The sequence below is a fragment of the Mesorhizobium sp. M7D.F.Ca.US.005.01.1.1 genome (genome assembly GCF_003952545.1).
GTDB classification, from domain to species: domain Bacteria; phylum Pseudomonadota; class Alphaproteobacteria; order Rhizobiales; family Rhizobiaceae; genus Mesorhizobium; species Mesorhizobium loti.
Genome location: NZ_CP034453.1, coordinates 6882443 through 6895082, shown reverse-complemented (window position 1 = coordinate 6895082; position 12640 = coordinate 6882443). Strand labels below are relative to the sequence as shown.

Annotated in this window: 16 protein-coding genes and 2 pseudogenes; 8 read left to right on the top strand and 10 right to left on the bottom strand. The window is 59.5% G+C overall.

Translation table 11 applies throughout. The features are described from left to right. Window positions 1-825: an amidohydrolase family protein gene (locus EJ076_RS33545; RefSeq protein WP_126070749.1), complete on the top strand. Its 825-nt coding sequence runs from the start codon at window positions 1-3 to the stop codon at window positions 823-825. Next, complete coding sequence (locus tag EJ076_RS33540) at window positions 825-2021, top strand: glycosyltransferase family 4 protein (protein WP_126070748.1); 1197 nt, start codon at window positions 825-827, stop codon at window positions 2019-2021. The genes EJ076_RS33545 and EJ076_RS33540 overlap by 1 nt, the downstream gene beginning before the upstream one ends. 27 nt (window positions 2022-2048) lie before the next feature. On the opposite strand, the gene EJ076_RS33535 is transcribed toward EJ076_RS33540, so the two are convergent. Both EJ076_RS33535 and EJ076_RS33530 read right to left on the bottom strand, forming a co-directional pair. Then, entirely contained in the window at window positions 2049-2717 is a 669-nt protein-coding gene (locus EJ076_RS33535) for a methyltransferase domain-containing protein (RefSeq protein WP_126070747.1), read from the bottom strand. Window positions 2718-2841: 124 nt separating this feature from the next. Beyond that, window positions 2842-3030, bottom strand: a complete 189-nt coding sequence (locus EJ076_RS33530) for a hypothetical protein (protein WP_245462933.1) — start codon at window positions 3028-3030, stop codon at window positions 2842-2844. A 475-nt stretch (window positions 3031-3505) separates the two neighbouring features. On the opposite strand from EJ076_RS33530, the gene EJ076_RS33525 reads away from it, so the two are divergent. After that, window positions 3506-3823, top strand: coding sequence for a hypothetical protein (locus EJ076_RS33525; RefSeq protein WP_245462932.1), 318 nt, complete (start codon window positions 3506-3508; stop codon window positions 3821-3823). Window positions 3824-3910: 87 nt separating this feature from the next. Here EJ076_RS33525 and EJ076_RS33520 read toward each other — a convergent pair whose 3' ends face one another. From EJ076_RS33520 to EJ076_RS33505, 5 genes are all read right to left on the bottom strand, one after another. Beyond that, window positions 3911-4252, bottom strand: coding sequence for a hypothetical protein (locus EJ076_RS33520; RefSeq protein WP_126070746.1), 342 nt, complete (start codon window positions 4250-4252; stop codon window positions 3911-3913). A gap of 238 nt (window positions 4253-4490) precedes the next feature. Beyond that, a complete protein-coding gene (locus tag EJ076_RS35385; RefSeq protein WP_164548796.1) occupies window positions 4491-4649 on the bottom strand; it encodes a hypothetical protein in 159 nt (52 codons plus the stop codon). 82 nt (window positions 4650-4731) lie between these two features. Beyond that, window positions 4732-4914, bottom strand: a complete 183-nt coding sequence (locus tag EJ076_RS33515; RefSeq protein ID WP_126070745.1) for a hypothetical protein — start codon at window positions 4912-4914, stop codon at window positions 4732-4734. Between the two features lie 197 nt (window positions 4915-5111). Then, window positions 5112-5708 (bottom strand): general stress protein, encoded by a 597-nt coding sequence (locus tag EJ076_RS33510; protein ID WP_126070744.1) that lies wholly within the window; start codon window positions 5706-5708, stop codon window positions 5112-5114. A gap of 21 nt (window positions 5709-5729) precedes the next feature. After that, window positions 5730-6470 carry a DUF4142 domain-containing protein gene (locus tag EJ076_RS33505; protein ID WP_126071206.1) on the bottom strand — a complete coding sequence of 247 codons (741 nt, stop codon included), beginning with the start codon at window positions 6468-6470 and terminating at the stop codon, window positions 5730-5732. A gap of 194 nt (window positions 6471-6664) precedes the next feature. On the opposite strand from EJ076_RS33505, the gene EJ076_RS35380 reads away from it, so the two are divergent. The 3 genes and pseudogenes from EJ076_RS35380 to EJ076_RS36185 all read left to right on the top strand — a co-directional run. Beyond that, complete coding sequence (locus EJ076_RS35380) at window positions 6665-6835, top strand: hypothetical protein (protein WP_164548795.1); 171 nt, start codon at window positions 6665-6667, stop codon at window positions 6833-6835. After that, window positions 6813-7126, top strand: a pseudogene (locus EJ076_RS33500) (alcohol dehydrogenase catalytic domain-containing protein); the annotation flags it as partial. The gene EJ076_RS35380 and the pseudogene EJ076_RS33500, both read left to right, overlap by 23 nt. A gap of 307 nt (window positions 7127-7433) precedes the next feature. Further along, a pseudogene (locus EJ076_RS36185) lies at window positions 7434-7572 on the top strand (DUF932 domain-containing protein); the annotation flags it as partial. Window positions 7573-7654: 82 nt separating this feature from the next. Here EJ076_RS36185 and EJ076_RS33490 read toward each other — a convergent pair. Further along, a complete protein-coding gene (locus tag EJ076_RS33490) occupies window positions 7655-7903 on the bottom strand; it encodes a conjugal transfer protein TraD (RefSeq protein WP_126071205.1) in 249 nt (82 codons plus the stop codon). Window position 7904: 1 nt separating this feature from the next. After that, window positions 7905-8231, bottom strand: a complete 327-nt coding sequence (locus tag EJ076_RS33485; RefSeq protein ID WP_126070743.1) for a conjugal transfer protein TraD — start codon at window positions 8229-8231, stop codon at window positions 7905-7907. A gap of 172 nt (window positions 8232-8403) precedes the next feature. Here EJ076_RS33485 and traA point away from each other — a divergent pair, with 172 nt between their 5' ends. Together traA and EJ076_RS33475 are read left to right on the top strand one after the other, a co-directional pair. After that, window positions 8404-11451 carry a Ti-type conjugative transfer relaxase TraA gene (gene traA / locus EJ076_RS33480; protein WP_126070742.1) on the top strand — a complete coding sequence of 1016 codons (3048 nt, stop codon included), beginning with the start codon at window positions 8404-8406 and terminating at the stop codon, window positions 11449-11451. Between the two features lie 129 nt (window positions 11452-11580). Beyond that, complete coding sequence (locus tag EJ076_RS33475; protein WP_126070741.1) at window positions 11581-11796, top strand: AlpA family phage regulatory protein; 216 nt, start codon at window positions 11581-11583, stop codon at window positions 11794-11796. A 405-nt stretch (window positions 11797-12201) separates the two neighbouring features. Here the strand turns inward: EJ076_RS33475 and EJ076_RS33470 are convergent, their stop codons facing one another. Beyond that, window positions 12202-12483: a helix-turn-helix transcriptional regulator gene (locus tag EJ076_RS33470; RefSeq protein WP_126070740.1), complete on the bottom strand. Its 282-nt coding sequence runs from the start codon at window positions 12481-12483 to the stop codon at window positions 12202-12204. Window positions 12484-12640: the final 157 nt, after the last annotated feature.

The following is a 12640-nucleotide window of genomic DNA, read 5'->3' as shown; positions in this document are numbered from 1 at the left end:
ATGATTGTCGATGCACACCTTCATACGTCGGGCCGCGAGACAACGGCGGATGTGCTGCAGTCACTTGACGATGCGGGCGTGGATATCGCGTTCCTGCTCGCGCCGTTCCTGACACCGCCCTATTCGCTTGTTGACCGAGAGTCGTTACGCGCTGGCAACCGCTACCTTTCCCACCTGGTCAAAGGCCACTCGGATCGGCTCGTCGGGTTCGCGGTTGTCAATCCGCTCCATCCGCAATCAGCCGACGATCTTGAGGAGGCAGCCGGGCTTCCCGGTATTCGCGCTCTGAAGATGGTGCCGACCGGATGGTATCCATATGATGATTGCGCTCATCGCGTGTACGCGGTCGCCGCAAGGCTCGACCTCCCTATCTTGTTTCACAGTGGAATTTTTATTGACGGCCGGTCTGGGCGGTTCTGCCGGCCGTCCTTCTACGAGGCTGTTCGCGATCATCCCGGCCTGCGCGTCACCTTGGCTCACCTTGGGTGGCCATGGTGTGACGAAGCCAACGCGGTTGGTGTCATCGATCGGATCAATGGTGTCGACCCAGCCGAAAGCCAGTTTCGCTTCGACCTGTCGTTCGGGCCACCTCCCATCTACCGCGACGAGGTTTTTCGCAAGGCAATCGACGTGATCGGCCCACGCTCGCTGCAATTCGGCAGCGACCGCTTCTTGCCGTGCAGCGGGGCTCATATTCGCGCTGCGTTAGACGAGGTCGGGGCAATTCTCGATCAGCTCGACGTCGAAGGCGATGACCGAAATGCGATTATGTCGGGGACTGCAATGGATTGGCTCAGGCTACGCCGGCCGCAAGGAGGAAAGTGATGGCCCGGACCCCGCGTGTGCTGCCAGGAGGCCAGACTGATGAGCGCACGCATGTCCTTGAGGTCTTGGGCAACGCCATTGTCGGCGGCATGGAAAATTACGTGCGCAATCTGGCCGCGAACCTGCCATCGAACGAGTTCAGGGTTTCGCTCCTGTGCCCCTATGAAAGCCCTTATACCGCATTGCTGCGGGCCGAAGGCAGAGACGTCTATATTGCGCCGCTGCGTGACGATCCACCTTGGAAGACAATCGAACTAATCTGCACGCTCGTGCGTGAAACCGGTGTCGATCTGCTCCACGCTCACCTGATGAACGCGCATACCGCGGCGGCAATGGCCGGCCGATTGAGCGGGACGCCGACCGTTGCCACGTTGCATGGCATGAGCTTGCATCCGCAGGAAATCAGTGTGGCGCGCACAACCGGGAGCCACACCATAGTGGTGTGCCGCGAAGCCTGGTCCCAGGCACTTGCGGTAGGGTTGGCGCCTGAGCTTGTAAGCCTCGTTCCCAATGGGGTTGATCTCGCAGTGTATCATCCCGAGTCGGCTGAGAGTTCGGAATTCCGTCAAACGATCAACGTCGGCCCTGCCGATATGTTGGTTGGGTTCGTTGGCAGGCTGGCCTGGGAAAAAGGCCCCGACAAATTCCTCAAAGCAGCCGAATTCATACTGCAAAGGCGCCCCGAGGTACATTTCGCAATGGTTGGCACCGGATCAATGGAAAAGGATCTCACCGCCACCGTTCGGTGCGCGGGACTGGAGTCGCGCATCCATATGGTTGGGCTTGCGCGCGAACCACATCGGATTTATCCGGCGCTGGATTTGCTGTTGCATACGTCGCGCGCTGACGCGATGCCGCTTACCATTCTGGAGGCCATGGCATCTGGCGTGCCGGTCGTGGCGATAGGCGTCGGTGGCGTACCGGAAATCGTCGCGACCGGCGAAACCGGAATTCTTATAGGAACCACGGAATGGCCCGGCATCGTGTCGGAATATCCCGGCGACTGGGAGGGCGTGGCCCTGGCGGCAATCTCGCTGTTATCCAATCCCGCTAGGCTAAAATCGATGGCTGGCGCGAGCGTGAGGCGGGCGCAGGCCAGCTTCGATATCCGCCAGTCGGCGACCCTGACGAGTCATATTTTCCGGCAGTTGCTAGGATCTCGTCCCGACAAGGCCCGCCTCCACTCCGTTCCCTGAATTCAAGGTAACACGAGCACAGCAGGATCAGGATTTAGTGGCCCTGACCCCGGTAATGACAGGGTAAAGGGGATCAACAACGTCGAGGCTTGCGCGGTCAATCTCCTCGAAAGCGAGACCCTGCAGAAAGGCTGTGGCGGCCAGAACATTGCCGAATTGCTGTACCTCCACACCGGCTGAGCCAAATCTTTCTTCGAACAGGCGTCGTGCAGCACTCTGGGTCATGGCCCAGAACCACTTTTCTGGCCCGTCACGCGCGTCGATGGAAGTGATGCCTGGAACCGTCGCCAGCACAACGCCTCCTGGTGCCAGGGCGCGATGGATCGTACCAAGTGCACCCCGCACGTCGTAGATCATGTGCAGCGTCTGGGTCACAATGATGCAGTCAAGGCGCCCGCCCTCCACGGCATTCTCGTTCTGGAGATCGATGCGTATCGTGGCCCGAGGATTGGCACTTTCTGGTGAGTCGATAATGTCGGAAGTCACAACTCGTGCCAAACCAAAACGGAGCGTGTAGACATTGTCGCCGATCTCCGCGACGCGTCCTCGAATGTCCCCCGCATGGCGCTGTAGGAAACTCTCGATGTAGTAACGGTCTAGTGGCGTGCCGCGATCGCCGCCAAATTTACGGCTTAGAGGCTCGACATCGCCAAGGTCTCCAAAGACCACCGTACCGGGCGCCGGGATATCTCGCATGTGTGATCAAACCGTCGGGGCGTAGCGCAGCAAGGATCTTACCGGGTCACGCCGGAGTGGCCCACCCGACCTGGAGGCAGATCGCTGGCAAAGCGGTGAGGCATTTCCTCGGATTCCTTCTGGATCAGCCATCAGCTTTCTTCCTCGCTGCCGTCGCGTTTTGACCGCTGGGAGATGTAGTCTTTGCGTCCTTTGAGTGAGCTGCCAAAGCGGGACCAGCGCCGGTCGCCTTACGCATGTCGCCACTGCGCTTTTCTGGCTGTTCTTTTTTGCCCAAGAGGCCTGAAAAATACTTGCCGAAAAACCCCATCATTTCCTCCTCGTTTAAGCATTTCAGATATGCCTAGAAGGAATTTTCCGGGAGATGATTTGTTCCCTCCGGGAGCACTTCGAGGCTTGATGTCGTTCAAATCCAGCAGGGTCGCGCGATGCGTCGCTTTATGGTGGACTTCGATTTGCGACCGAGGCTGTGGAACGTCCGTAGCCGATCGACGTTGCCGATGATCTCCACTTGAGGACACTTCGGTATGGTGATGTTCGCCGAGACCAAGGCTCAACAGATAGCTGAAGACGTATTGCTTTCGACTGAAGAAAAGACCGTGCAGTTGTGCGAATTGGACACTCGTCTCGACGCGTCAAGGTCGGTCTGTAACAACGCGCCTTGGTGGCAGCTTGTTGTCTTAGATGCGCTGCGGAAAGTTCACCGCATGGGTAGGCCCGATGTCCAATAAAGCGAATTGCCTGGGCAAACCGGTATCTGCGGTTCAATAGATGGCGATCGACTGTCATTGGTCAACAACCGTTGCATAAAGCCGGCCGGCTTAAGTCTTGACGTTTGCCGCAATGCGCGCGAATTTTGTGATCGTCGATCCACCTTGGCGATCGAGGAACGGGCAATGCAGGGCCGAAGGTCACACGAGCGGACGGGGCAATACGGCGCAGATGAATTCGCATCGAAGCACGGCTTGTCCGAGAAGTCGGCGACGATCATCCTCAATCTTTATGGACCATCCAGGCCGGCATGCGATGCCGCTGCGGTGGCTTTCAAAGAGGCGGTCGCACAGCGGCAAGCCGGCCGGTTGATAAACCTCCTCAACATCGACTAGGGCGCGCGGATCCCTGCGGATCATATGCCTCGATGTGCGGACGAGAACGTGACGACGATATGCGGGGTCGGTGGCCCGACTTAAGCCTCAATGTGCAGTGGGTTGTGACGGCTGCACCCCTTGCTGGTCACCGCCTGTGCTGGACTGCGGCGTTGGATTCTTGTCCACCTTGGGATTTTGATCGATCGGCTGGCTGTTAACACTGTCAGACTGAGTTTGAACGGGATCAGTCGAGGCCGGGTTTGGGTTGGTGCCCGCAGGCGCCTGGCTGTCTTGCTGGTCTGTCGACGGTCCTTTGATGACTACGCCATAGATTTCGGCGACACCCCAGGCGGCAATGGCCAGTAGCAGCGCGGCTATGAGCACAACAAGGACCGGCCTGCCAAGAGGGCCTTGTCGAGCTTGATTTTCGGGAACGTTGTTCCTCATAAGACACCTTGGGAAAGAGGGCCGGCCCGCGCCTGGCCTCAAACGCGGACAAAGACGGGGGACATCTTGGTCAGCGGACCGTTTAGAACGTGCTGCCTCTGCTTAATCTTGAACGGTCCCAAAGTTTCCGGCCGTCGAGAGGGTAGATCTCAAACGAGCAATGAAGCATTGATTTCTGCGTTGCCGCAGTCGCTTGGAGCAGTGGAGGATGAAGCGCTCATAAACGAGCAAATTATGCCTACACTTTGGAAAGAGCCAAGTCTTGGCCTGCGCTGAGCCTCAACTCTCTCAGCCGGGCGGTCTTGGCATCTCTGGCCTGGCGTTCGGCGTCGATCAGCTTGCGCGCCTCGCGATCGGCTCGTTCAAATTTTTCCTTGTCGATTCGACGTTTTGCCAAGGCAGCCTCCTGTTTTGCCGGCTTGTTGGAAACTTCGTCGTCTAGATCAATGCGGGACCTTTTTCCCATCGGCTCATTGAGCCTATATCCGCGTAAAATCTGCGAGTGCTAACCGCCGCCGTTGGCCCTCCGCGTAGGCCAAGGCAAACGATTCGATCTCGAAAGAACGGGTGTACTCGTTGTCTTCCTCGACGACACGGACGTGCCATTCGCCGTAACCTTCGACGAATTCAACGCAGCGAACGTTCGTTTTGGATTTTTCCACTGCCTTGTCCTCACTTCTAGATGACAATGGAATCCTAACTTCGTGGGTCTGGGCTGCATTAAGAAATGTTGGTACGGAGTCGTACCCAAGTCGCCTCTGGCTTCGGAAAATGCTCTTAGCCATTGCGTTGGCTAGGACGCGGCGATGAGCGGATCTGAAGGGAGCAAGGCGGCCTTGGCCGCCTTGCGAGTGTCGCATCAAAGATCGGGTCCACGTCTATATCGCTGTAGGTCTTCTCCGCTATAGACGTCGGCGTTCGGGTCGAAACCGGTCCAGCCGCCAGCCTCGTATTCATTGCGTCTGCCAGCGACGTCGACCGAATTATATTGCTTGAGGATCTGTTCGGCATTCGGCGCAAGATTGTCCTCGACCTTGGCGGTGACCATAGTCCCGCCGCGACGAACGCCTTCGGCATAGACATGGGCGTCATTTTCAGGAATGCCGGCGTTTGTCATGGCACCGATGATGCCCCCAGCAGCACCACCGACCACGGCCCCGCCGACCGCGCCGACGGCAGTGGCAGCCAGCCACCCAGCTGCGACGACAGGTCCGACCCCGGGAATGGCCATCAGGCCGAGGCCTGTTGCCAGGCCGCCGGCGCCGCCAATGACGGCGCCGACGCCAGCTCCCGTGGCCGCGTCCTCGCCGGCTTCGGTCTCCTCGTCCTTGTGCCAGCCGGTCGCGTTGTTGGCCACAATGCTGATGTCGTCGCGCGGGACGCCGGTGGCCACGAGTTCGCCTACGGCATCATTGGCATCGTCATAATTGTCGAACAGTCCTGTTACGGTTTTCATCGGGTTTTCCTCGCTTTCTGATCACTTGGTGCCGGCAACAACGTTGCCTTGGTAGTCGAGCGCGATCGGCGTCGACTTGCCATCCTTGCTCGCCGTTCCGCGCCAGATGCCTTGGTCGTCCTTCGTCAGACCAGAGACGTCGGCATAACCCGCCTTTTCGATCGCGCTCTTGGCCTGGGCTTCGGTAAAGCTGTTGGCGCCGGGAACAGGAGCGGCCGGATTGGTCGCGCCGTTGGTCACCGCCGGTGTGGTGGCGTCAGAAGCTGGCGCCGTCGTTGCGACTTTTTGAATCATCTCCTGATGCATCTTGAGTGTCGGCAACGTCTCGGCGGCAAAGGATTTCAGGGCGGCGTTGTCGCCGTCCTTGGCATAAGCCTCGAACAGGCTGACCGCATCGGTGTGCGCCGCCTTCTGCATGTGTGCATAAGTTGCATCTACTGGCGCCGTACCCGACTGCAGCTTGTCGACATCGCTCTTGTGTGCAGCATCGAGGTCGGCAGGCACCTTCAACTTCTGTTCGCCGGCGATGCTCTCAAGCTTCGCATTGGCGGCGCCATGATCGGAGATCATCTTTTGGGCGAAGTCCTTGAGCCCTTGGTCCTGCAGCTTGTCTTGGGCGACTTTGCTCGACTGGACTTCGAACATTCCGCCGATCGCGGCCTTGGTCACGAATTCCTGGGCGGTTTCGGCAGCGAGCGCTGGCCAGGCAAATACCATCGACGCTGCTAACGATAGCGACGCCAGACGAAGACTGTTTCTCATGATGATATTCCTCAGTTGAAATTGACGATTCCAAACCTGCTCGCGACGAGTTTGTTCCAAGCGAGACGAACGCGCTGCCAAATTGAGTCCTGAAGCGTTCACACGCATTGGAGCCTGCGACACAGTTTTGGGCCGCGCGAACTCGCGCGCATGAGCCCGATAGTCGCCATGCAGCGAATGAGCGGGACTTTTCAGTGCTGAAATCAGTTCTCTCACTGGGTGACGTGGTGCCCGGTCAAATCCATAACGGGGCGCTGTCACAGGTTCATTGCGGTGTGGATATCCAAACCGAGCAAAGGATCGCGCTGGATCAGGAACATTTTGTCGAGCGGCAGGTTAGCGATGGCAAAACCAACGGAGAATGACGATGAGGCGCTCACCTGGCACGGCAAAAGTGACATCCGCTGCGAGCAGGTGGATGACCCGATCATTGAGGACGACCGCGATATCATCATCAAGGTTACGGCTTGTGCGATCTGCGGGTCAGACCTTCATCTGATGGGAGGATTTGTCCCAGAAATGCACGCCCATGACGTGCTTGGGCACGAGACCATGGGCGAGGTCGTTGAAGTCAGGACGGGTCACTCCAATTCAAGATCGGCGAGCGCGTCGTGGTGCCGTTCACGATCGCCTGCGGCGAGTGCCGGATGTGCAAGTGGCAGCTGAGCGAAGTTTGATTTGGACGTCCCGCCAACAAGGCAAATAGTACGTTTCTCCGTAAAATCCACCTCTCTTGCGCAACATGACAAGAGTAAGTTTCGCTTCTCTCGTCCCATCGGCTGGGATGCTTCTGCCTATCTCATCTAAAGCGAGGAGCTTCCCTCTCTTTTCTGCCGGTTCCAGCTGCGCAGAGCAATGCCCTGGCTCGCACCCTGGCTATAGAGTTTGTATCAACGCGCAGTGTGCATGATCGCATCTGTGGGGCGTGGGAGGTTTCGAGGGAACACGATCTGGCGTTTGAAGTTTGCTCATAGGGCAGCGCCTGCTTTGACGAGCTTCGCCACCTCAAGCCTTGCGCCCTTCATCATCAGGATCAAACGCCTCGCGCGATGAGATTGTCGCCGGTAGCGACGAAGATCGCGAAAGCTTCCTGCGCAAGCGCTTGAATGCGGCGTCGGCGCTGGCGCACCGGCGGAAGTCTGCTGTTCAGGCTTCGTGCCGTCCGCTGCTCGCGCCAACTGTGGCTAAGTTCGCCGTCCCATCTGCTCTTCACGCCGTTCAGCATCGAACGCCTGCCTACCCTTCGCAGTCCATAGGTTTCGCGCGTGCTCGCCTTCATGGCTTTGCAGCTTGGAGGCGATCGAAAGCAGCGCGCCGTATATGACGGCGCGATCATCGGCTGTTAGATCAACAATCCCTGCCTTGGCGACGAGCCCGCCGAGTTCGATGAGCTGCCGTGTGCGCTTGCGACGCTCGACCTGCCAGGTCCTCATGTCATTGCGAGCCATTGCCGCTTGCCGGCGATTGTGGGCCGCCCGGTTGCGCCGAAGCGCCGCGTGGGTTGCGCTGAGATGCCGAAGCAGTTCGCCGGGACCTGCTTTCGAAAAACGTCACCCCACGCTTGGCCCAAGCCTCGCGCTTTGAGGTGTCCTTCGTCTCGGCGATTGCGACCAGTGCACCAGCCAGTTCGTCGGTGCCCAGTTGATCGGCGCCGGTGGCGATCACCAGCTCGCCAAGTTGCTGCACCTTTCGCGTTTTGAGTTCTCGCGCTTTGTCTTCCAGCGCCTTCAGTTCTGTGTCGAAGTCTCGTGGTTTGCGCATGGTTGTCTCCATTGATTGTCGATCGGAGGATGATAGGGGAGCACCTGCCGGAAGGCTTCAGGGTTGCCGAGACAGCCCGGGACGGGCTGGTCCATCCCGAGAATTTTTCGAGGGAGGGCGCGCTTATACGTCGTGCCGACGTGCGGTTTGCCATGCAAATGATCTGGGTGCGATGGCGATCTATCATCTTCACGTCAAGGTCATTGGCCGCAAGGCAGGCTCAAGCGCTGTCGCGTCGGCCGCCTATCGTTCGGCCTCGCGGCTGCGCGATGAGCGGATCGAACGGACGCATGACTTCTCGGCCAAGCGCGGTGTCGTCCATTCCGAGGTGATGTTGCCGGAGGATGCACCGGAGGCCTGGCGCGACCGCGAACGGCTGTGGAACGATGTCGAGGCGTTCGAGGTGCGCAAGGATGCGCAGCTTGCCCGCGAGGTCGAATTCGCTCTGCCGCGCGAACTCAGCCAGGCGCAAGGCATCGAACTGGCGCGCGACTTTGTACAAGTCGAATTTGTCAGTAAGGGCATGGTCGCCGATCTCAATGTGCATTGGGACAGGGCGGAGGATGGCAGCCCCAAGCCGCATGCGCATGTGATGCTGACCATGCGGTCCGTGGACGAGAACGGGTTCGGGGCGAAGGTCCGAGACTGGAATGCTACCCAGCTGGTCGAGCGCTGGCGCGAGCGATGGGCGGAGCTGGCCAATGAACGCCTGGCCGAACTCGACATCGACGCGCGCATAGATCATCGCAGTCTGGAAGCCCAGGGCATCGCCCTGGAGCCGCAGACCCAGATTGGCGCACCGGCTCAACGCATCGAGGGCAGTTGCCCCGCTGCTGGCGACATTGACGCAGATCGCGCCGAGCTGCACCGCGAGATCGCGCGCAACAATGGTGCGCGCATCATTGCCGATCCATCCGTGGCGCTGGTGGCAATCATGCATCAGCAATCGACCTTCACCCGAAAAGACATTGCGAAGTTCTCGCATCGCCACAGCGACGGAATGGAGCAGTTCAATGCGGTCATGGCAGCCATCAGCAACGCACCCGATCTGGTCGAACTGGGCAAGGACGGACGCGGCGAAGACCGTTTCACCACCCTGCAGATGATCGACACCGAACAGCGCCTGCATCGCGCTGCGGAACACATGGCCGGGGAGGAGCATCATTCGGTGAGTAACGTACATCGCGAGGCAGCGCTGGCGCGGGCTGCGCAACGCGGGCTTGTCCTGTCAGGCGAGCAAAGTGATGCACTGGATCACATCACGAATAGCCGCGGTCTTGGTGTCGTTGTCGGCTTTGCCGGAACCGGCAAGAGCGCCATGCTGGGCGTTGCGCGCCAGGCATGGGCAGCGGCGGGCTACGAGGTTCAAGGCGCCGCACTGTCAGGCATTGCCGCTGAGAATCTCGAAAGCGGTTCAGGCATCCCGTCACGCACCATCGCCAGTATGGAGCACAGCTGGGGACGGGGCAGGGATCTGCTCACCACGCGCGATGTCCTGGTCATCGATGAGGCCGGCATGGTCGGCACGCGCCAGTTGGAGCGCGTGTTCTCCCATGCGGCGGACGTTGGCGCAAAAGTCGTCCTCGTCGGCGATCCGCAGCAGTTGCAGGCGATCGAAGCCGGCGCTGCATTCCGCTCACTTCACGAGCGACACGGCGGCGTCGAAATCGGCGAGGTGCGTCGGCAGCGCCAGGACTGGCAGCGCGACGCCACGCGCGATCTTGCAACCGGCAGGATCGGTGCCGCGATCGGCGCCTACGACGCGCAAGGCATGGTGCATCAGGCTGCAACGCGCGACGAAGCGCGAGCTGAACTCGTCGAGCGCTGGGATCGCGACAGGCAGGCGCATCCAGAGGCAAGCCGGATCATTCTCATCCACACAAACGACGAGGTGCGCGCCCTGAACCAGGCAGCGCGCGAGCGGTTGCGCGCTGCCGGCGATCTCGGCGGCGATGTGCAAGTGACTGTCGAACGCGGCCCGAGAAACTTCGCCAGCGGCGATCGCATCATGTTCCTGCGCAACGAACGTGGCCTTGGCGTCAAGAACGGAACGCTCGGTGTGATCGAAGCGGTCAGCGAGCAAAGCATGAGTGTGCGCACGGACAACGGCAGAGCGGTGCGGTTCGACTTGAAGGACTACGCCCACATCGATCACGGCTATGCTGCGACCATCCACAAGGCGCAGGGCATGACCGTCGACCGGACCCATGTCCTGGCGACGCCGGGCATGGACGCGCATGGGAGCTACGTTGCGCTGTCCCGGCATCGCGATGGCACGAATCTGCACTACGGCAGCGATGACTTTGCCACACGGGACCGGCTGGTACGCTCCCTGTCACGGGACCGCGCCAAGGACATGGCGTCGGATTACGAGCAGATCGACCCGGCGCAACACTATGCCGAGCGGCGCGGCATCACCTTCCGACAGCGTGTGGTCGAGATTGTGCGCCGGATCGTTCCGGAGAAGCTGCGCGACAGGATCGGCGAGCTGCTGGACGGACTGCGTTCGCCCGAAGACGGCGAACCCATGCAGGAAGGTGGGCGAAGACCGAAAAGGGAAGACGTTAGGGTGCAAATCGGAGATGCTGGCTCCACGCCCGAAAGGAGAACGCCCGCCACGGGAGTGTCGCGCGACTCGAATGTGCCCGTGGACGCGGAAGCGGCGTTGCGCAGGGATCGGACCAACGCGCTTGTTCGTCACGCGCGCGCGATCGACGCGATCCTCCGCAGCGGAAATGCGGACGGGCAGGGCAGTCCCGAGCAGATGCGCGAGTTGAGGGATGCCCGTAGCGCTTTCGAGAAGGTTCGGCCGCATGGCTGGCGCGACGCCGAAGCGGCTTACGCGAAGAGTCCCGAGCTTGTCCGTGAGGCAGGGGCCGGCGCCGTCAATCGCATCGTCTTTGCTCTTCAACTGGAAACGGAAATTCGCACCGGGATGGACCTCGATCCCGGCGGCCGCGCCGAACGGTTCGTGGAACGTTGGCAAAAGCTCGACCGGACGGGACGGGAGCAATATCAGGCCGGCGACATGTCCGGCTACAAGTCAGCGCGCTTGGCCATGTCCGAGATGGCCAAGAGCCTTGAACGCGATCCTCAACTTGAATCCCTACTGGCAACCCGCAAACGCGAGCTTGGCATCAACGTGGATTCGGGTCGTCGCTTGGGTGCGGAACTGGCGTTCAGCCATGGCATCGGTAAGGGGCGGGGCATTGGGCTCTGATACCCTCCGATCTACCGCCGTTTTCACGCCGCAGCCGGCTGAAGCGACAAACCTACTTGCGTCCGGCATTCGGTCCGTCCTGTCTGTCCCAGTAGATACCAGCAACAACCACTGAGAAGCTGGCAAGCTATGCCCGAGTCGGATCGTATTGTACGCCTCAAAACCGTCCTTGCCCGGAGCGGCCTGTCCCGTTCAACCATCTATCGCAAGATCGCCGAAGGCACGTTCCCGGCCCAGATCAAGATCAGCGTAAACGGGGCGGGCTGGCGGGAATCCGATGTCAATCGATGGGTAGCTGATCCTGTCTCATGGCACTCCAGCGCATCACGAAAAAACATTGACTAGTGGCGGTGGAGTCGCACGTTGCTGTCAACGTTGAACACTCCTCTCTGAGGTAAGTTCAACGACTGGGAATGGGCCGATAACAGACTGCCTGCTTTTACACTCAGAACGTCGATAGCTGACGTTCTAGCCGGATCGAATAAAGGTCTGGGAATCGCGCACCGCGGCCTCTAGTAATGGCCTTCAGAATGAGTGAAGAACGTCCTGGTTCAAAGAACCTCTCCTGGTACCATTGCGGGACGTAATGATTGTTTCTTGTCTTGGACATCGCCACTCTCGCAATATCACAAATCAATCATACCGACGCCACTCCGGTATCTGACCAATATCGCTGTTGTCAGGGGATCGCTATAAACATTGATTGGGAAACAGCTTATCCGTAATGCCGTCCGCAAGTGCCGCCTTCGGCTAAGTGTTTGCGGTACCGCGTGACAAGCGCACACCAGGGCCACCGCCATTCTCTGGAATGAATTCTATTCCGGCTGCTTCGAGCGATAGCTTCAGCACTTGCAGGATCGATTCAGATGCTGGTTTCGAACCACGTTCGAACTGCACGATCGTCCTCAAACTTACCTTGGATAAATCCGCCAATTCCTGTTGAGAAATGTCGAGAAGCCCACGGGCCGCGCGAACTTGGGCCGCACTTACCTTTGCCAACTGTATTTCGTCCGTCGTTGCACGAATGGTCATCTCGCATATTCCCCCACAGGGCGAAAGCGTGATGGACTCTTCAAATGCGTTCGAGCCGGGCGACTTCAAGAAATGTCCGCTTCGGACAGTCGGTCAGCGAGTCAATTCCCAGCGTTGCGGGGGTGCTGAATCCCATCCATCAGCCGGTTAAACGCGG

What these genes read in the sequence shown, in the direction of transcription:
- EJ076_RS33545 (WP_126070749.1), top strand. Translation starts at nt 1, where the DNA reads ATGATTGTCGATGCACACCTTCATACGTCGGGCCGCGAGACAACGGCG.
- EJ076_RS33540 (WP_126070748.1), top strand. Translation starts at nt 825, where the DNA reads ATGGCCCGGACCCCGCGTGTGCTGCCAGGAGGCCAGACTGATGAGCGC.
- EJ076_RS33535 (WP_126070747.1), bottom strand. Translation starts at nt 2,717, where the DNA reads ATGCGAGATATCCCGGCGCCCGGTACGGTGGTCTTTGGAGACCTTGGC.
- EJ076_RS33530 (WP_245462933.1), bottom strand. Translation starts at nt 3,030, where the DNA reads ATGATGGGGTTTTTCGGCAAGTATTTTTCAGGCCTCTTGGGCAAAAAA.
- EJ076_RS33520 (WP_126070746.1), bottom strand. Translation starts at nt 4,252, where the DNA reads ATGAGGAACAACGTTCCCGAAAATCAAGCTCGACAAGGCCCTCTTGGC.
- EJ076_RS33510 (WP_126070744.1), bottom strand. Translation starts at nt 5,708, where the DNA reads ATGAAAACCGTAACAGGACTGTTCGACAATTATGACGATGCCAATGAT.
- EJ076_RS33505 (WP_126071206.1), bottom strand. Translation starts at nt 6,470, where the DNA reads ATGAGAAACAGTCTTCGTCTGGCGTCGCTATCGTTAGCAGCGTCGATG.
- EJ076_RS33490 (WP_126071205.1), bottom strand. Translation starts at nt 7,903, where the DNA reads ATGAGGACCTGGCAGGTCGAGCGTCGCAAGCGCACACGGCAGCTCATC.
- EJ076_RS33485 (WP_126070743.1), bottom strand. Translation starts at nt 8,231, where the DNA reads ATGCGCAAACCACGAGACTTCGACACAGAACTGAAGGCGCTGGAAGAC.
- traA (WP_126070742.1), top strand. Translation starts at nt 8,404, where the DNA reads ATGGCGATCTATCATCTTCACGTCAAGGTCATTGGCCGCAAGGCAGGC.
- EJ076_RS33475 (WP_126070741.1), top strand. Translation starts at nt 11,581, where the DNA reads ATGCCCGAGTCGGATCGTATTGTACGCCTCAAAACCGTCCTTGCCCGG.
- EJ076_RS33470 (WP_126070740.1), bottom strand. Translation starts at nt 12,483, where the DNA reads ATGACCATTCGTGCAACGACGGACGAAATACAGTTGGCAAAGGTAAGT.